The sequence below is a fragment of the Streptomyces sp. NPDC012510 genome (assembly GCF_042955065.1).
Lineage (GTDB): Bacteria > Actinomycetota > Actinomycetes > Streptomycetales > Streptomycetaceae > Streptomyces.
In genome coordinates, this window is the sequence record NZ_JBIBEN010000005.1 from 482,739 (window position 1) to 500,834 (window position 18,096).

General features: G+C 72.1%; 13 protein-coding genes. 6 read left to right on the plus strand and 7 right to left on the minus strand.

Features of this window, described 5'->3' with window-relative positions; genetic code table 11:
- Positions 1-199: 199 nt before the first annotated feature.
- Positions 200-1,396, minus strand: a complete 1,197-nt coding sequence (locus tag ACFY9I_RS12470; protein WP_391000295.1) for an LCP family protein — start codon at positions 1,394-1,396, stop codon at positions 200-202.
- Between the two features lie 266 nt (positions 1,397-1,662).
- The gene (locus ACFY9I_RS12475; protein WP_391000298.1) at positions 1,663-2,418 is read right to left on the minus strand and encodes a TIGR03089 family protein; all 756 of its coding nucleotides are present in this window, start codon (positions 2,416-2,418) and stop codon (positions 1,663-1,665) included.
- Between the two features lie 121 nt (positions 2,419-2,539).
- Between ACFY9I_RS12475 and ACFY9I_RS12480 the strand changes: the two genes are divergently transcribed.
- On the plus strand, positions 2,540-4,090 hold the full coding sequence (locus ACFY9I_RS12480; RefSeq protein WP_391000405.1) for an N-acetylmuramoyl-L-alanine amidase: 1,551 nt from the start codon (positions 2,540-2,542) through the stop codon (positions 4,088-4,090).
- A 254-nt stretch (positions 4,091-4,344) separates the two neighbouring features.
- Entirely contained in the window at positions 4,345-5,427 is a 1,083-nt protein-coding gene (locus ACFY9I_RS12485) for a sugar phosphate nucleotidyltransferase (protein ID WP_391000301.1), read from the plus strand.
- A gap of 230 nt (positions 5,428-5,657) precedes the next feature.
- Here ACFY9I_RS12485 and ACFY9I_RS12490 read toward each other — a convergent pair whose 3' ends face one another.
- The 4 genes from ACFY9I_RS12490 to ACFY9I_RS12505 all read right to left on the minus strand — a co-directional run bounded on the left by ACFY9I_RS12490 (position 5,658) and on the right by ACFY9I_RS12505 (position 9,649).
- The gene (locus tag ACFY9I_RS12490; protein WP_391000303.1) at positions 5,658-6,659 is read right to left on the minus strand and encodes a DNA-3-methyladenine glycosylase family protein; all 1,002 of its coding nucleotides are present in this window, start codon (positions 6,657-6,659) and stop codon (positions 5,658-5,660) included.
- A 76-nt stretch (positions 6,660-6,735) separates the two neighbouring features.
- Complete coding sequence (locus tag ACFY9I_RS12495; RefSeq protein WP_391000306.1) at positions 6,736-8,049, minus strand: coenzyme F420-0:L-glutamate ligase; 1,314 nt, start codon at positions 8,047-8,049, stop codon at positions 6,736-6,738.
- A 53-nt stretch (positions 8,050-8,102) separates the two neighbouring features.
- Positions 8,103-9,062, minus strand: coding sequence for a 2-phospho-L-lactate transferase (gene cofD / locus ACFY9I_RS12500; RefSeq protein WP_391000309.1), 960 nt, complete (start codon positions 9,060-9,062; stop codon positions 8,103-8,105).
- A gap of 89 nt (positions 9,063-9,151) precedes the next feature.
- Positions 9,152-9,649 (minus strand): cupin domain-containing protein, encoded by a 498-nt coding sequence (locus ACFY9I_RS12505; protein WP_391000312.1) that lies wholly within the window; start codon positions 9,647-9,649, stop codon positions 9,152-9,154.
- Between the two features lie 769 nt (positions 9,650-10,418).
- On the opposite strand from ACFY9I_RS12505, the gene ACFY9I_RS12510 reads away from it, so the two are divergent.
- The 3 genes from ACFY9I_RS12510 to ACFY9I_RS12520 all read left to right on the plus strand — a co-directional run bounded on the left by ACFY9I_RS12510 (position 10,419) and on the right by ACFY9I_RS12520 (position 16,022).
- Positions 10,419-10,682: a WhiB family transcriptional regulator gene (locus tag ACFY9I_RS12510; protein WP_003975777.1), complete on the plus strand. Its 264-nt coding sequence runs from the start codon at positions 10,419-10,421 to the stop codon at positions 10,680-10,682.
- Positions 10,683-10,866: 184 nt separating this feature from the next.
- Positions 10,867-14,517, plus strand: a complete 3,651-nt coding sequence (locus tag ACFY9I_RS12515; RefSeq protein ID WP_391000317.1) for a glycosyltransferase — start codon at positions 10,867-10,869, stop codon at positions 14,515-14,517.
- Positions 14,514-16,022, plus strand: coding sequence for a DUF5719 family protein (locus ACFY9I_RS12520; protein ID WP_391000320.1), 1,509 nt, complete (start codon positions 14,514-14,516; stop codon positions 16,020-16,022). Before ACFY9I_RS12515 ends, ACFY9I_RS12520 begins: the two co-directional genes overlap by 4 nt.
- A gap of 243 nt (positions 16,023-16,265) precedes the next feature.
- Here ACFY9I_RS12520 and ACFY9I_RS12525 read toward each other — a convergent pair whose 3' ends face one another.
- Positions 16,266-16,721, minus strand: coding sequence for a metallopeptidase family protein (locus ACFY9I_RS12525; RefSeq protein ID WP_391000408.1), 456 nt, complete (start codon positions 16,719-16,721; stop codon positions 16,266-16,268).
- A 347-nt stretch (positions 16,722-17,068) separates the two neighbouring features.
- Between ACFY9I_RS12525 and ACFY9I_RS12530 the strand changes: the two genes are divergently transcribed.
- Positions 17,069-17,491 carry a DUF3499 family protein gene (locus ACFY9I_RS12530; protein ID WP_391000323.1) on the plus strand — a complete coding sequence of 141 codons (423 nt, stop codon included), beginning with the start codon at positions 17,069-17,071 and terminating at the stop codon, positions 17,489-17,491.
- Positions 17,492-18,096 lie beyond the last annotated feature (605 nt).

Sequence of the window (18,096 nt, forward strand, 5' to 3'; positions counted from 1 at the left end):
AAAGACGCTCGGGTCTCGATGCAAGTGGTGCGTGACCGAAAAGGCCTGACGCACCGGATCGCTCACACTAGCCGCCCGATCAGGCGTTCAGCGACGGCGGTGACAAATTGCACGTCCCTACAACCGGGCAATCTGCCCATTTCCTAGAGCATTTGTTCCTTGTGTTGACGTGCGCTTTACCCGCGGACCCCCTCCGGGGTCACTCGCAAGCCTCCTCCGCGGCCGTACTGCCGCGAAAAGTCGGCATCGGATCGGGGGTGCCGGAGAGGCCTCCGAGAAGCTCCTCCGCGTGCCCTTCCCGCATCCCCTCCGGCAGTTCCCGTGCCACCGCCACCGGTGCGTCGGAACGCAACCGCGCGAAAAGCCTCCGCGCCGCAGGCTCCACGAGCTCATCGCGATTGGCGTCGCGTGCATACGATTTCCGGGGAACGGTCAGGAATTGCACCTTTTCCATGGGGACCGTGCGCAAACCGCGCACAAGGTCGTAGAGCCCGTGAAGGCTGGCCAGTCCGGGGTCCGTGGTGAGCGACGACGTGGCCGCGTCCAGCACCGGATACAGCTTCACCGGATTCAGCAGGACGCCATTGCTGCGCACCTTCTTCGCCAGCGCCGCGAGGAACCGCTGCTGCCGGTCCATTCGTTCGGTGTCACTGCCGTCTCCCAGCGACTTACGGGCCCGCACGTACCCCAGCGCCTGCTCGCCGTCGAGCTTCACTTTTCCCGCGGGCAGTCGCAGGTCGGCCTGCTTGTCGCGAACGGGTGCGGCCAGACACACCTCGACCCCGTCCACGGCGTCGACCATCGCCTTGAACCCGCTGAAGTCCACGACGACGTGATGGTCGATCCGAATATCCGTCATTCGCTCGACCGTCCGAACGGTGCATGCCGAACCGCCGCTCTGGAACGCGTAGTTGAGCATGGTGAACACCGGTTCCGTGCGACGGCCGTCCGCCCGTCGGCAACTCGGCACATCCACCATCAGATCCCTCGGCAGGGACACCGCCGTCGCGCTCCGCCTATTCGCCGCCAGATGCAACAGGATCGTCGTGTCCGACCGCTCGGTCCCCGAATCCCGCCCGTACTCGGCGTTCCCGCCACCCGACCGCGAGTCCGACCCGATCACGAGGATGTTCTGCGCGCCCCGCACCAGCGCCGTCGGCCGCTCCTTCTCGAACCGCGCCAGCTCGTCCGCCGCCGTCCGGTCCGACGTGATGTTCCCGTCCAGTTTCTGGTACGCCGCCCACCCCACGCCCAGGGCCCCGGTGACCACCAGCACCGCCCCGCCCGCCACCCACCGCCCCCACCTCCGCCGGCGCCGGCGTATGGGCCCCAGCCCGGTGGGCGAGCCGCCCACGCCGGGCCCCAGCCCATCCGTCCTGCCTCCGACGTCGTCCACTTCCGGCCACCCCTCACGGCGTACGAGCGAGTCGCTGCTCTTACGACGATGGCCCGTGAGGCGGCCGGGGGCGGCCGGGGCTGGTCCGAACGGGGGACGGGGCCAGGCGGTACCGCAAGGCTGAGGCAGGCCTACCTGTCGCACTGGCCGAGGTGCAGCCGCGCCCGGAAGGGGCGCGGGGAACTGCGCGAGCACCCACGACAAACCCGCAGCCGCCCCACAAGCGCACCCTCAACGGCGTGACGGCGCACCCGCACCGCGCAGCGTCACCGCGCCGTCGCGGTCACCCGCTCGCTCTCGATCCGCTGGGCGAGCGCATCCTCACCCAGCCGCTCCAGATGCCGGCACAGCACCACGGACCCCCCGGTGGCGAGCGGCCCGTACAACCCGGCGGCCAGCCCCTCCCACGTGTCGTACGGCAACCCCGACAGCAGCCGGGACCCGGGCCCCGTCAGCCCGAGGTCGCCCGCCTCCGCCCGGGCCCGCTCCACGACCTCGGCCCCGCTGAACTCCCGCCCGGCCACGATCAACGCCGCCTCCTCGGGGTCGACCGGCGCGAACGCCACGAAACGGTCCCCCTGCGACGGCACCTCCACGGCGTAGTCGGCGAAGCCGTCCGGTGGCTGCGGAAACCGCCCCCCGAGCGGCCGCAGCGCGAGAGCGACCCGTTCCCCGGAGCACGCACGGGCCTCTTCCAGCGCATCCGGCCCGCTCACCACGATGTCGGCCGCTCCCGGGTCCCCGCCGACATCGGCGACCACCCCCACCGACGAACACGCCAGCAGCCACACCGCCGTCTGCCAGTGCGCCGGCAGCAGCAGCGCGACCCGGTCGCCCGGCTCGGCGGACAGCTCGCCCTGCAGCAGATTCGAGGTCTTGGCCACCCAATTGGCGAAGGTGGCCACGGACAGTTCGACCCGCTCGCCCGTGGCGTCGTCGTAGAAGGTCACCAGGGGGCGCGCGGGATCCGCGGCGAGCGCGGATCGCAGCAGGTCGGCAGGGGTGTGGTCGGTGGCGTTCACCCGCGTAAGCGTACGCGGGACCGGGCCCCCGTGGCCCCGGGGCGGACCGCCGGATGCCACCGGTTCGGCGGAGTGGGGCCCGACGACCCGTCAATTCCGGGATAGACAGATATGTATGACTATGCCCAGGATCAGCCACATGCGTAGATCTCGATTCCCAGCCGCCTCGATCGGCGTCACCTGCGCGGCGGTGATCGCCCTCCCGGCGGCGCTCATGACGACGGCCACCGCGGCGACCCCGGCGGGCCCGTCCCTCCCGGCGGTGGCGGTTCCCACGTCGACCCCCGCGCCCACCGGCGCGCCCGCGCCCGCGCCCGTGCCCGTGCCCGTGCCCGGGTCGGTATCCGCGCTCGCGCCCCTACCGGCGCCTGCCCCCGCCTCCGTGTCCGCGCCCGCGTCCGCGTCCGCGTCAGGCAGCACCCAGTCGCTGCCCCTCGTCCCCCTCGGAACGGGCCGCGGCTTCGGCTCGGCCACCACCGAACAGGGCCTGGAGAGACGGGACGTACGGTCGTTCTCGCTGGTCGGTGTCGTCTGGGACGACCCGGACGCCGAACTCGAGGGTCGCGTCCAGGTCCGTACGCGCGTGAAGGGCAGCGCCCGCTGGACGGGCTGGCAGGACGTCGAGACGCACAACCACGAGCACGCCGCCGACCCTGACACAGCCGAGCGGTCCTCGAGCCGGGTGCGCGGCTCCACCGCCCCGCTGTGGGTCGGCGACTCGGACGGTGTCGAGGTGCGCGTGCGCGCGGAGGCCCAGGGCCGTACGGCCGCGCCGGGTGTCCAGATGCTCCCGGACGGCCTACGTCTGGAGCTGGTCGACCCCGGCTCCGGCGTCCTGGAGGGCACGGCCGGACCGTCGGCCGGGACGGGAGCCGCGCAGGGTACCGAACCGCCACCCGTCGGGACCCCCGTGGACGCCCCACTCCTGGGCGCGCTGACTGCCGAGTCTGCCGCCGCCTCCGCCGTCAACGCCGACCTCGCGCCGCTCGGCTCCACCACGATCCCCGCGTTGTCGCGCAAGGAGACGGTGGAGCGGCTGGCGAACGTGGTGCCGGGGGCGAAGCCGTACATCGGCCCGCGTCCGCGGATCGTCACACGGGTCGGCTGGGGTGCCGACGAGAAGCTGCGCGAACGAGACTTCCGCTACACCAACCGGGTCGACGCGGCCTTCGTGCACCACACGGCGTCGGGCAACAACTACACCTGCGCACAGGCGCCTTCCGTCATCCGCAGTATCTACCGCTACCACGTGGTGAGCAGTGGCTGGCGCGACATCGGCTACAACTTCCTCGTCGACAAGTGCGGAAACATCTACGAAGGCCGCGCGGGTGGTGTCGCGAAGGCGGTCATGGGTGCCCACACCCTCGGGTTCAACACCAACAGCATGGGCATCGCGGTCATCGGCAGTTTCGGCTCCACCAAGCCGCCGGCCTCGTCGGTCAAGTCGATCGCGCAACTGACCGCCTGGAAACTCGGTCTTTACGGGGTGAACCCGAAGGGCAAGACATACCTCACTTCGGGTGGCGGCAATCTCTACCCAAAAGGTAAGAAGGTGCGACTGCACGTGATCTCCGGCCACCGGGACGGGTTCGCGACCGACTGCCCGGGGGGGCGCCTGTACGGAAAGCTCGGCGCGACACGCACGGCGGCCGCCGGCTACCAAGGCCGGTAGCGGGGCGACGAGTCGATGGGGGGAACCGGGTCCGAGCGCCCGGCCGGCAAACCGGTGACCGGCCTGAGTCACCGCCAGAACGCGACACCCGTCGGGACAACGCCCGCCGTGGACTCGACGAATGACACCGTCGATGTGCCTCGCCGCACGTCGACGGCCGTACGCACGGCCACGAAGGCGCCATGGAACGGTCTGCATACACTGGCCGGTCGAATGACAGTTCGGCCGGTCCCGGCAGGAAGCAGAGACGACAGGTGACAGAAGCGATCCTCCTGGTCGGCGGCAGAGGCACCCGGCTGCGCCCGCTCACGGTGCACACTCCCAAGCCCATGGTCCCGGCGGCCGGAGTCCCTTTCCTCACACACCAGTTGGCGCGGGCGAAGGCGGCGGGAGTCGACCACATCGTCCTCGCCACCTCCTATCTCGCGGAGGTCTTCGAACCTCACTTCGGCGACGGCGCGGCCCTCGGTCTCCACCTCGAGTACGTCACGGAGGAGGAGCCCCTCGGTACCGGCGGCGCGATCCGCAACGCCGCCTCGCACCTCCACTCCGGCCCCGAGGACCCCGTCCTCGTCTTCAACGGCGACATCCTCACCGGGCTGGACATCCGCCGTCTGGTGGCCACCCACGAGACGACCGGCGCCGACGTCTCCCTCCACCTGACGCAGGTGACCGACCCGCGCGCCTACGGTCTCGTCCCCACCGACGAGACCGGCAAGGTCCTCGCCTTCCTCGAAAAGCCCCAGACCCCCGAGGAGATCGTCACCGACCAGATCAACGCCGGTGCGTACGTCTTCCGCCGCTCGGTCATCGACACGATCCCCGTCGGCCGCCCCGTCTCGGTGGAACGCGAGACGTTCCCGGACCTGCTCGCCGCGGGCGCGCACCTCCAGGGCATGGTCGACTCGACGTACTGGCTTGACCTCGGCACCCCGGCGGCCTTCGTCCGGGGCTCCGCCGACCTCGTCCTCGGCCGGGCCCCGTCCCCCGCCGTCCCCGGCCGCTGCGGCGACCGTCTCGTCCTCCCCACCGCCCGAGTCGCGGGCGACGCCAAGCTCACCGACGGCACGGTGGTCGGCGAGGGTGCTTTCGTGGGCGAGGGCGCGAGGGTCTCCGGCAGCACGGTCCTCGCCGGCGCGGTCGTCGAGCCCGGCGCCGTCATCACCGACTCCCTCATCGGCGTCCGCGCCCGCATCGGCGAACGCTCCGTCCTCACCGGCACCGTCGTCGGCGACGGCGCGATCATCGGCGCCGACAACGAACTCCGCACCGGCGTCCGAGTCTGGTGCGACGCCCAGATCCCCACGGGTGCGCTCCGCTTCTCGTCGGACCAATAGCTGCCGGGCGAGTTCGTCGTCTGCGGCTGAGTGGGGCTGGTCGCGCAGTTCCCCGCGCCCCTCGAAGAGCAGGGGCTGCGCCCCGTGCTTTTCGCCCCTGAGTGGCCGTAGGCCCTCAAGGGACGCGGGGAACCGCGCGAGAACCCCCACCGGACCCGCGGATGGGGGCAAAGGGGCACAGCCCCTTGACGATAGGGCGAACGATGGGACGGGTAGGGGCGGCGGGGGCGCTACAACTTTCCGATGTCCCCGCGAGGCATCCGCGGCACCCTCCGGGCCGGTACCCGCCCCGACAACAAGATCAACCGAGCCGCCCGATGCCGCTGCCCCTCATACGGCTCCAACAACGACAACATCACGGAGTCGTCCGCATCCCGGTCCCCGGCCAACGCGAACCCCACGATCCCCGGCAGATGCAGGTCCCCCACGGTCACCGCGTCCGCCGCCCCATGACTCCGCTGCACCGTCTCCGCCGACGTCCACGGCCCGATCCCCGGCACCAGCTCCAGCCGAGCCCGCGCATCGACCGGTGACATCCCCACCGCCTCCTCCAGCCGCCCCGCCACCCGAACCGCCCGCAGAATCGTCGAGGCCCGCTTGTTGTCCACCCCGGCCCGATGCCACTCCCAGGACGGAATCAACGCCCACTCCCGCGCCCCCGGCATCACACACATCCGCCCGGGTGCGGGCCCCGGCGCCGGCTCCCCGAACTTCCGTACGAGCAACCGCCACGCCCGATACGCCTCGTCCGCCGTGACCTTCTGCTCCAGCACCGACGGGATCAACGACTCCAGCACCAGCCCGGTCCGCGTCAGCCGCAGTCCGGGCCGCCGCCGCCAGGTCATCGCCACGACCCGATGCCGAGGCACGAACACCTCGGGCTCGTCCGAGGCACCGAGCATCGTCGGCAGTTGATCGAGCAGCCACTCGGCCCCCGGTCCCCAGGCCTCCGCGTCGACGACCCCGCCCCGTAGCGCGACCCGCAGCGTCCCCGCCCCCGCGGGCGTACGACTGGCCCGCCACACGGACCCGTCCGGCATGGCCCGAAAGGTCGGATCCCCGGGCCCCCGCCGCAGCGGCCCCAACACCAGCCCCAGATCGAGCGCACCCTCCGGCACCCACATCCGCTGCTTCCCTGCCACCGCCCCCTGTCGAGGCACTCCACCAGGCACGACGACATCCCCACCTCGCACAGTCGTACGAGTGGGCCGCTGAGGGAAACGTCCGGCCACGAGGAGGTCCTAAGGAGAGAAGCGGTGCCTTATGAGCCTAGTAGGGCCCTGCGGGCTTCCAAGGGCGCGCCCGACGTCACCGAACCTCGATGAACGCCCCCGCGTCACGCTCACCCCGAGCCGGAGGCGACGCGGCCGCATGCCCCACAGCCACGGCCCCCATCGGATCCCACCCCTTGGGCAGCCCCAGCACCCCCCGCACGACATCCCGGCAGAACATCGTCGACGACACCCACGCCGACCCCAACCGCTCTCCGGCCAGCGCCACGAGGAAGTTCTGCACCCCCGCCCCGGCCGCGACGACGAACATCTCCCGCTCGGCGCCGTCCCGCCGCGCGTCCCCGTACGTGTGGGACCCGTCCATCACCAGACACGGCACGACCAGGTACGGCGCGTTGCGCAGCACATCCCCGCGCCGCACACGCTTCGCGATGGACTCCTCGCTCTTGCCGTCCCGCCGCAGATCCGCGATCCACGCGTCCCGCATGGCGTCGAGCAGCCGCACCCGCGACTCCTCGGACTCCAGCAGCACGAACCGCCACGGCGTCGTGTGATGCGGTGCCGGTGCGGTGACGGCCGCGGCCACGGCCCGCCGTACCGCCCCGGGATCGACCGGCTCGTCGGTGAACGCCCGGACCGTACGCCGCTGGGTCACCGCCAGTCGTACCGCCTCGGAGGTGCCGAGCCGGAACATGTCGTCCTGTGCCCCTCGGACCAGGGCCTTGGTCCCCTCGCCGTGGTCCTCGGCCACGACGTGCCCCAGTCCTCGTACGACGGCGACCGGCAGCCCGGCGGACTTGCCCTTCACCAGGTCACCGGCGGACGCCAGCTCGTCGGCGGTGGCGACGACGGTCGCGCTGAGCGGATTGCCGTGCGCGTCGGTGCCGCCCCGCAGGTCGTCGAGGACCCGGACGCCGGCCGCCCCGATGGCGACGTCCGTCAGCCCACTGCGCCAGGGCCTCCCGAAGGTGTCGGTGATGACGACCCCGACCTCGACCCCGAGCGCGTCCCTGATGCCGTCCCGGATCGTCCGTGCGGAGGCGTCCGGATCCTCGGGGAGCAACAGCACGGTCCCGGGCGCCGTGTTGGAGGCGTCGACCCCGGCGGCGGCCATGACGAGCCCCTGCCGGTTCTCCACGATCCGCAGCGCACCCCGCCGGGCCACCACCCGCACGGTCTCGGCGTCGATGGCGGCCTCGCGATCGGCTCCCTCGACGACCCGCCCCTCCGCCTTGGACACGATCTTCGAGGTGACGAGCACCACGTCCCCGTCGACCAGCCCCGGCTCGGCGGCCGTGATCAGCCCGGCGAGGTCGTCGCCCTTGCGTACCTCGGGAATCCCACCCGGAGCCCAGATCCGGTATCCGGCACCGGGGGGCACTTCTCCCACGCTCTCCCCGCTCGCCGCGCTCTCCCCTGTCACGCTTGTCCCGCGATGACCGTTCAAGCTCCCCGCACCTCCTCCGCCAGCGTCAGAGCCTCACGCGCCATCGCCGCCGTCGCGTCCAGGTCGGTCATCATCAGCGGCACGGCCCGGCACCGGATCCCGGCGGTCTCGACGCGCTCGACTGTGCCCGCGTCGACGGTGTCGACGAGCCAGCCGTCGAGGAGCCCGGAGCCGTAGTGCTCGGCGACGGCCGCGGCCGTGGACTCGACGCCGACGGCGGCGAGGACCTTGTCGGCCATGCCCCGCACGGGCGCGTCGCCGACGATGGGGGAGAGGCCCACGACCGGCACCCCGGCCTCGGCGATCGCCTCCCGTATGCCGGGCACGGCGAGGATGGTGCCGACGGAGACGACGGGGTTGGAGGGCGGGAAGAGGATCACGTCCGCCTCCGCGATGGCCTCCAGCACCCCGGGCGCCGGCTTCGCCTGCTCGGCGCCGACCGGCACGATGGCCTCGGCCTGCACGGAGGCCCGCAGCCGCACCCAGTACTCCTGGAAGTGGATCGCCTTGCGCTCGCCGTCCACCTCGACGGCCACATGGGTCTCGACGCGGTCGTCCGTCATGGGGATCAGCCGGACGCCCGGCTTCCACCGGTCGCACAGCGCCTCCGTCACCGCGCTCAGCGGATATCCGGCACTGATCATCTGTGTCCGCACGATGTGGGTGGCGAAGTCCCGGTCGCCGAGCCCGAACCACTCCGGCCCGACGCCGTACGCCGCGAGCTCCTCCTTGAGGTGGAAGGTCTCGTCGGCCCGGCCCCAGCCCTGCTGCTCGTTGATGCCGTCGCCGAGGGTGTACATCACCGTGTCGAGGTCGGGGCAGACCTTCAGCCCGAAGAGGTGGATGTCGTCCCCGGTGTTGCCGATGACCGTGATGTCCGCGTCCGGCACGGCCAGCTTCAGACCGCGCAGGAACCGGGCACCACCGATGCCGCCTGCCAGAACCACAATGCGCATGGAAACAGTCTCGCAGGCGGGTACGACAGCGGGCCGCCCGGCAGGTGACCACGGCCGGTTCCATGTCTCGCGGCCGTGCCGCCCGGTGTTCAGGCGGAGGCCGTCGCCGTCGCCGCCGCGCAGGCCTCCGTGTGCATCGGCATGTCCGTCAGCCCGGGGTAGTAGACGTGCAGGCTTGTGGCCGGTTCCAGTGTGTCGTTGACGACCTCGTGCGCGTAACCCGGCGCGAAAACCCGCTGCGCGCCCGCGCTGAGCGTCCGCGTGCCCCGGTCGGTGCGCTCGGTCAGGGTGCCGTCGAGCACCGTGAGCACGCCGGAGGAGCCCCCGTGGTCGTGCAGCCCGGTGCCCTGCCCCGGCACCCACGACAGCAGCCACACCTCGTACCCCGGGCCGGTCTGCAGCCGGTGGTACCAGCGGGTCGTCGCGTCGTACTCGACGAGGTGCTCCCACCGGGAGCGGTCCTCGGCGATGGAGCGGGCCAGTCCGGCGAACTCGGCCACGGTGACCGGGTGTTGGCGCTGCGCCTGGAGGAGGTGGGGTACTTCGAGGAGGTCGCCGGCGATCTGGAGGTCGCTGTCGCTGTTCATGAAGTGAGTGGTCCTCGACGGAGAGTGCGTGGGGATGGCGGGTGTCGCATGCCGTCCGCCCGGGTCGAGGGCGGGGCGGGTGCCCGCTCGCGGGCGAAGGGAACGGCAGCCGAGCCTGGACGGGCTCAGTGGCAGCCGGAGCGTGTACTGCTCAACGGCTGGGACAGCAACAGCTACAGCGACAGCGGGCAGCACCGAGGGACCCGGCGGTGCGGGTCGAGGTGAGTGCCAAGTGCGCGAGCATGCCCACAAGGACAGCGGTTCACACCTCAGCTGTCAACTTCACGTCCGCTATGTGGATGTCGCTTCACCTCTTTCGGTGCATCCGCGCGATGAAAGGTTTGTGCTGGCGGTGTCGGGGAGACATGGGGTCCATCCGGGCAGGCGTCGGCACGCGCGCGAGGAGCGTCGCCGACACCCCCGGAGCGGGTCGGCTCGAACGAGTCGGAACGAACGAGTCGGAACGAACGGGTCGGCTCGAACGGGTCGGCTCGAACGAGTCGGAACGAGATCGAACTCCTGGGCGTCTTTTCCCGTAAGGGAGGGAGACCCCATCCGGAACTGCCGCCTGTTGTCAGGCCGCTGTCAGGTTTATGCCGATTTGAACACTTTCCGCATAGCCTTGGTTCCGCAGAGTGAATAAGGGGCTCAATAGCAGATCTCGGCTTGACTCGCCCGTAGCAGCACACTTGTAATTTCACTCGTGTCGTTCAGCCGGCATCGGTAACGGCCGCACGACGGGGACGCGAAAGACGGACGAGGGGCGCACATGACCGAGCTCGTGCAGCAACTGCTGGTCGACGACGCGGACGAGGAACTCGGCTGGCAGGAGCGCGCGCTGTGCGCCCAGACCGATCCCGAGTCCTTCTTCCCCGAGAAGGGCGGCTCGACCCGCGAGGCCAAGAAGGTCTGCCTCGCCTGCGAGGTCCGCTCCGAATGCCTCGAGTACGCCCTCGCCAACGACGAGCGGTTCGGTATCTGGGGCGGCCTGTCGGAGCGCGAGCGTCGCCGCCTCAAGAAGGCAGCGGTCTGACCCCCGTCCCGCCACACTCGAACAGGAACTTCCGAACACGTACGGCCCGCCGCCCGTGGTTGTCCACAGGCGGCGGGCCGCTATGTTGCCCAGCCGTTAGTGTGGGCCCTCGTCCGAGACGTCCCGCTGTCCCCGCCGGACACAGACGTCCACCGCAGTCCATCGAACCGGGGCCCGTACCTCGATGTCCGTGCACAGCCACACCGCAGCCCACCAAGACGCTGCCACTCCCGAGTTCCCACGTCATGTGGTGACCGCGGTCCTCGTCGCGCACGACGGCGCCCGCTGGCTGCCCGACGCGCTCGCCGGGCTGCTCGGCCAGGAGCGCCCCGTGCAGAGCGCCATGGCGGCCGACACCGGCAGCGCGGACGACTCCGCCCGGCTCCTCTCCGACGCCCTCGGCGCCGACCGCGTCCTGCACCTCGCCCGGCGGACCGGTTTCGGCCAGGCCGTCGAGGAGGCCAACCGCAGCGCGGGCGTCCTCACCCAGGACGACCTGGCGTACCTCCGGCGCCCCAGCGGCTGGGACCCCGTCAGCCGTACCTGGCGCGACGACGCGTACGACATGCCGGAGCTCCCCCACGGCGAGCCGGTCCAGTGGCTGTGGCTGCTGCACGACGACTGCGCCCCCGAGCCCGACGCCCTCGCCCAACTGCTGCGCGTCGTGGAGAACGAACACGAGCTGGGCCGGGACGACGTCGCCGTCGTCGGCCCCAAGCTGCGTGGCTGGTACGACCGCCGCCAGCTCCTGGAAGTCGGCGTCACCATCGCCAACTCCGGCCGTCGTTGGACCGGCCTCGACCGCCGCGAGCAGGACCAGGGCCAGCACGACCACGTCAAGCCCAGCCTCGCCGTGTCCACCGCCGGCATGCTGATCCGCCGCGACGTCTTCGAGGAACTGGGCGGCTTCGACCGCCGACTGCCCCTGATGCGGGACGACGTCGACCTGTGCTGGCGCGCCACCGCCGCCGGGCACCGCGTCCTGGTCGCCCCCGAGGCCGTCGTACGACACGCCGAGGCGTCCTCCCGCGAGCGCCGCACCGTCGACTGCGTGGGCCGCAGCGCCGCCTCCCCGCACATGGTCGACAAGGCGGGCGCGGTCTACACCCTCCTCGTCAACTCCCGTACGGCCCAGCTGCCGTGGGTACTGGTGCGCATCGTCCTCGGCACCCTGCTCCGGACCGTCGCGTACCTGGTCGGCAAGGTCCCCGGACAGGCCGTTGACGAGATCCGCGGTCTGCTGAGCGTGCTGCTGCGGCCCGAGCGGATCATCGCCGGGCGACGCAGAAGAGGCCGCTCACAGCTGGACAAGGGCGAGCTGCGCCCGCTGTTCCCGCCGCCCGGCGCGACCGTCCGGGCCACCGTCGAACAGGCCGCGGGCGATCTGTTCGGCCGCTCCGACGCCGAGTCCGTCCCCGCCGGACGGCACGGCGGCGCGGTCGAGTCGGGACCTGGTGACGACGACGCCGACTTCCTGCAGGTCGAGCAGTTCGCCCGGCTCAAGCGCATCGCGCGCAAGCCCGGACCCGTGCTCTTCGCCCTCCTGCTGCTCGCCTCGCTCGTCGCCTGCCGTGAACTGCTCGGCGGCGGCGCGCTCGCGGGCGGCGCCCTGCTGCCCGCCCCTGCCGACTCAGCCGAGCTGTGGGCGCGCTACCTGGACGCCTGGCACCCGGTCGGCGCGGGCGGCGCCCAGGCCGCACCGCCGTATCTGGCCGTCGTGGCCATGCTCGCCTCCCTGCTGTTCGGCTCCGCCGGACTCGCGGTCACCGTCCTCCTCGTGGCCTCCGTGCCACTCGCCGGCTTCACCGCCTACTTCGCCTCACGGCCCCTCGTCGCCTCCCGGCTGCTGCGCGCCTGGGCGGCCGTCGTCTACGCCTTCCTGCCGGCCGTCACCGGCGCGCTCGCGACCGGTCGCATCGGCACCGCCGTCCTCGCGATCCTGCTGCCCCTCATCGCCCGCGCGGGCGCCGCGGCCGCCGGGCTCACGAACAGCACGGGGGCGCGCGGAAGCTGGCGCGCCACCTGGGCGTACGCGCTGCTGCTGAGCATCACCACCGCGTTCACCCCCATCGTGTGGCCCATCGCGCTGCTCCTCGGCCTCGGGCTCCTCGCCGTGCGCCGCCGCGAGATCACCGCCTACGGCCCGCGCTTCCTCGCCCAGCTGGGCACCCCCCTGCTGATCCTCGCCCCCTGGTCGCTCACCCTGCTGCCGTTCGGCTTCTTCCAGGAGGCCGGTCTGGAGTACGGCGGCGGCACGGCCTCGGCGACGGACCTGCTCGGCATCAGCCCAGGAGGGCCCGGAACGGTCGGCGGCCTGACGCTCATCGGCATCGTCCTGGCAGCGCTCGCCGCCCTGCTGCGCTCAGAACGCCAGTTGGGCATCCGGACCGCCTGGACGGCCGCCCTGGTGGCCCTCGTCCTCGCGGTCCTCTCCAACGGCTCGACCTGGGCCGGCCCCGCGACCCTCGTCTACGGCATCGCCCTCCTCGCCGCCGCCACCCTGGGCGCCGACGGAGCACGCTTCCGGGTGGCCGAGCAGAGCTTCGGCTGGCGCCAGCCGGTGGCCGTGCTCATCGCGCTCGCCGCCGCCGTCGGCCCGCTGCTCGCCGCCGCCGGATGGATCCTCGGCGGTGCCGACGGGCCCCTGGAGCGCCGCGACCCCGTCCAGGTTCCCGCGTTCGTCGCCGAGGAGAGCGGCACCCGCGACCAGGCCCGCACCCTGGTCCTCGACAGCGACTCCACCGCCAAGGTCTCCTACACCCTGGTCCGCGGCTCCGGCGTCCGCCTCGGCGACGCCGAACTCACCGCCGCCGCCGGGGAGAACAAGCAGCTCGACGAGGTCGTGGCCAACCTGGTGGCGGGCTCCGGCGCCGACCAGAGCGACGAACTCGGCGGCTTCGCCGTGCGCTACGTCCTCGTCCGCCCCGGCGCGCCCCGCGAGGTCAGCCGCGTCCTGGACGCCACACCCGGTCTGAGCCGGCTCAGCCAGCAGGACGGCAGCGCCCTGTGGCGGGTGGACCGCCAGGTCGCCCGCGTCACCATCGAGGCATCCTCCGGCGACCCGAAGGCCGTCGCCGCCGGCCCCGTCGACGTGCACACCACCATCCCGGCCGGCGGCTCGGGCCGTGTCCTGCGCCTCGCCGACACCGCCGACGAGTCCTGGACGGCCACCCTCGACGGCAGGCCGCTCACCCCGACCACGGTCGACGGCTGGGCCCAGGGCTTCCAACTGCCCGTGGGCGGCGGCAGGCTGGACGTCACCTTCGACGCCCCCGTGACCCACACCGCCTGGCTGTGGGCGCAAGGCTCGCTGGCCGTGGTCCTCGTCGTCCTCGCCCTGCCCGGCCGCCGCCGGGACGTCGACGACGACCTCCCCGACGAGCCCGTCTCCGTGCCCGCCCAGGACATCACCGGCGACGGCCGCCGCGCCCGCCGCCTGCGCGCCCAGGCGGAGGCCGAGGCCGAGCAGTCCGCGGACCCCCACCTGCCCGTACCCCCGGAAGAGGTCGCGGTCCCCGCCCCGCAGCAGCAGGCGTATGGCGTGGGGGTCCCCCCGGGCGAGGACGTCCGAGCCTGGGGGAGGGACGCCACGAACACCGAGTACGGCCACTACGAGCAGCAGTACCAGGGCGCCCAGCAGTACCCGCCGGTCGCCTACGACCAGCAGCACTACCAGGCCGACCCCTACCAGGGCGCCCAGTACGACCCGTACGCCTCCTACGGCGGCGACACGGTCTCGTACGACCAGACGTACACCCAGGGCTACGACGCGACGTACGACCCGTCGCACGGCACCGGCGCCGACAGTGAGCGCCCCGACGGGAGCCAGCAGTGAACCGCACGACCCTGTCCCTGATCGCCGGCACGACCGCCCTCGCCGCCGTCACCGGCTTCGCCGTGCTCACCGCGCCAGGCGACGCCGGTGGCGAGACAACCGCGAAGGCGGCCGCCCAACTGCCTGTGCAGCGCACCAGCTTGCTCTGCCCGCGGCCGAGCAGCTCGGACGTCGCGGAGACGGCGTACACGTCGTTCACGCCCGTCACGGAGGGCACCGGAGGCGAAGGCAGCGCCGAACTCGTGGCAGCGGCCGATGAGTCGACGGACAAGGGCGACAAGGACAAGGGCGACAAGGACCCGGCCGGCAAGCCCGTCGTGGAGCCCAAGGCTCCCGGCAAACCCGTCGCCGGGAGCACCGACGGTGGTGATGCGCCCGCGCTGATCGGCGCGGCCGAGGGGAAGTTCGCGCCCGGCTGGACCGTCCAGGAGACCACCGAGGTCGCCGCCGGCACCGGCCGGGGGCTGCTCGGCGTCAACTGCACCGCGCCGGACACGGAGTTCTGGTTCCCGGGCGTCAGCACGGCCGCGGGCCGCACCGACTACGTCCACCTCACCAATCCGGACGACTCGGCGGCCGTGGTCGACATCGAGCTCTACGGCAAGGACGGTGCCCTGAAGTCGACGGTGGGGGAGGGCATCACGGTCCAGCCCCGCGCCGACGAACCGGTCCTGCTGTCGACGCTCGCCACGGCCAAGGAGGCCGACCTGACGGTCCACGTCAGCGTCCGCAGCGGCCGGGTCGCCGCCACGGTCCAGGCCCTCGACGACAAGCTCGGCGGCGACTGGCTGCCCGCCGCGACCGACCCGGCGGGCAGCCTGGTCCTCCCCGGCATCCCGAAGGACGCCACCTCGGTGCGCCTCGTCGCCTTCGCCCCCGGCGAGACCGACGCCGACCTCAAGCTCCGGCTCGCCTCGCCGGGCGGCCCGATCACCCCAGCCGGCAACGAGACGCTGCACGTCAAGGCGGGCATGACCGCATCCGCCGACCTGGGCGACATCACCCGGGGCGAGGCCGGTTCCCTGCTGCTGACCCCCACCGGAGAGTCGGTCCCGGTGGTCGCCGCCCTCCGCGTGGTCCGGGGCAAGGGCGCCAACCAGGAGACGGCCTTCATCCCGGCCGCCCGCCCGGTCGGCGCGCGCGCCACCGTCACCGACAACCGCGCCAAGGGCACGACCCTCGCCCTGACCGCCCCCACCCGCACCGCCGAGGTGAAGATCACCGCCTCCGCCGGCACGGGGGGTGGTGAAGCCACGACCAAGACCTTCACCATCAAGGCCGGCACCACCCAGAACGTCGACATGCCCGCCCCGGCCGGTCTCAAGGGCACCTACGCCCTCACCGTGGAACCGGCCTCAGGCGGCCCCGTCTATGCCTCCCGCACCCTTGAGTCCAAGATCGACACCGTCCCCGCCTTCACCATCCAGACCCTCCCGGACGACCGTGGCACGGTCGCCGTTCCGGAAGCGGAACAGGACCTGTCGGTACTCCAGCGTCAACGCTGAGGGGAAGAGCATGGGGCGCAGCCCCGCTCTTCAGGGGCGCGGGGAACTGCGTGACAAACCCCCACTCACCCGCGCCCGACGAACGCACCCGGACAACGCATCCGACCAACACACCCGGATCGGCCGGACCCGGGGTCGAAGGGGCGCAGCCCCTGGGGATGGAAACGCGGATGGGACGGCTAGGGGCGGCGGAGGCGAAACTTTCTGATCAGTCCGCCCCGGCCGTCACCCGCGCCCCGACCGTCAGTCCTCCCCGTACCGAGGATCGACGGTCTCCGGATTCAGCCCCAACAACTCGGCCACCTGCTCCACCACGACCTCGTGCACCAGCGCGGCCCGCTCGTCCCGCCCCTTGGTCCGGATCTCCACCGGCCGCCGGTAGACGACCACCCGAGCCGGCCGCCCCTCCCGCGCGGGCACGCTCCCCCCGAGCGGCACGGCCTCGTCGTTCCAGGCGCCGTCCCTCGGGCCGTCGAGCCGCGGCACCTCCAGCACGAGGAAGTCGACGTCCGCCAGCTGCGGCCACCGCCGCTCCAACCGCTCCACGGCGTCCTGCACAAGATCCGCGAACACATCGGCACGACTCGCCGCGAGCGGCACCTGCGGCGGCGCGATCGGCCCGCGCATCCCCCTGCCGTGCCGATCTCGACGGCGGGGCCCGGGTGCGGAGGCGGCACGGGGCGGTACGAGGTTGTCCATCACCTGTGAAGCGTAGTCCTCGCCAGGTCCGCGCGCCCGGCTCCACACCCCCGGCCGCACCCACCGGGCTGACGCCGCTGACCTGGTACGTCCAACCGGCGCGCCGTAGGGCGTCGCTCCGGCGCGATTTACGGTGTGGCGCGGGATGAGCATTCCGGCCAAGGTTGGGCTCGTTTCTGTGTCTCTCCGGGAGCGGCGAACTCATGCCAATTGCCATGGTTTATGCCGATAATTGATCGAATTCAGGAGTGTTCGGCATCCCGGACGGCGGGTTACTCGCAGGTCAACACGGTGGGTTCGGAGGGGAGTGTGGGGCGTTTCACAGCACGACACGGTGGAGTGACCTGATGGAGAGTCGTCGCGGCCCGCTCAAGAGTGCGGTACCGTCCAACGTCGTGAGCCCTGTACGTCGCTGTTCGCGCACCGCTTGCGGCCGCCCCGCCGTCGCGACGCTGACGTACGTCTACGCCGACTCGACCGCGGTCCTCGGCCCCCTCGCCACTTACGCCGAACCCCACTGCTACGACCTGTGCGCCGAGCACTCGGAGCGCCTCACCGCCCCGCGCGGCTGGGAGGTCGTACGCCTGTTGGACGGCTCGGCCCCCGCACGCCCCAGCGGTGACGACCTGGAAGCGCTTGCCAACGCCGTGCGAGAGGCGGCCCGCCCGCAGCAGCGCGCCGCCGAGGCCGGTGGCGGTGCCCGCTCGGTGGACCCGATGGAGGTCGCCCGCCGGGGCCACCTCCGCGTACTGCGCTCACCCGACAACTGACACCCCGCGCACGGGCGTTGTCATGCGCCCAAGGTGCCGGACCACCCCCTTTCCCACCGGCTTCCTTCTCGCGTTCCCGCGGCCGCTCCGGCTCGTTCGGGTCGTTCGGGTCGTTCCATCTGCTCCGGTTCGCTCGGCGGCCTGTGCCTGAAAGCTCATCTCGCAGGGCTGCTCGGCCTTCTGGCGGCCGTTCAGTCCACTTGGCACGCCTACCCGATGCCACTCGGTCAGAGGCTTCCAGCGCCGCCCTGGAGGCCGCGTTCGGTCTCTTCCCGATCGTGCGGATCGTCGTCAGCGCCTTGTCGCTCGGCGTCGAACCGGACCGAACTGCCCCTGGACACCGTCGCGTCCGTGGTCGGCCGACAGACACCGCTGCTCGCCCCGGTCGTGCCGCTCGCCCTCGTCGTCCTCGTCGACGGACGACAAGGCTTGCGCGAGACCAAAGCACCCGCCCTGGTCTGCGGACCCGCCTGCACCATGGGCCGGTTCACCGCCTCCGACCACGTCTCCGCGCAACTCGGCGGCCGATGCCCCACACCCACCGGCGGCGCCCAGCCCCCACGCCCGTCAGCCCGCCGCCGAACCCGTACGCACCGCCGTCCTCA

What these genes read in the sequence shown, in the direction of transcription:
- ACFY9I_RS12480 (WP_391000405.1), top strand. Translation starts at nt 2,540, where the DNA reads ATGCCCAGGATCAGCCACATGCGTAGATCTCGATTCCCAGCCGCCTCG.
- ACFY9I_RS12510 (WP_003975777.1), top strand. Translation starts at nt 10,419, where the DNA reads ATGACCGAGCTCGTGCAGCAACTGCTGGTCGACGACGCGGACGAGGAA.
- cofD (WP_391000309.1), bottom strand. Translation starts at nt 9,062, where the DNA reads ATGCGCATTGTGGTTCTGGCAGGCGGCATCGGTGGTGCCCGGTTCCTG.
- ACFY9I_RS12515 (WP_391000317.1), top strand. Translation starts at nt 10,867, where the DNA reads ATGTCCGTGCACAGCCACACCGCAGCCCACCAAGACGCTGCCACTCCC.
- ACFY9I_RS12525 (WP_391000408.1), bottom strand. Translation starts at nt 16,721, where the DNA reads ATGGACAACCTCGTACCGCCCCGTGCCGCCTCCGCACCCGGGCCCCGC.
- ACFY9I_RS12530 (WP_391000323.1), top strand. Translation starts at nt 17,069, where the DNA reads ATGGAGAGTCGTCGCGGCCCGCTCAAGAGTGCGGTACCGTCCAACGTC.
- ACFY9I_RS12505 (WP_391000312.1), bottom strand. Translation starts at nt 9,649, where the DNA reads ATGAACAGCGACAGCGACCTCCAGATCGCCGGCGACCTCCTCGAAGTA.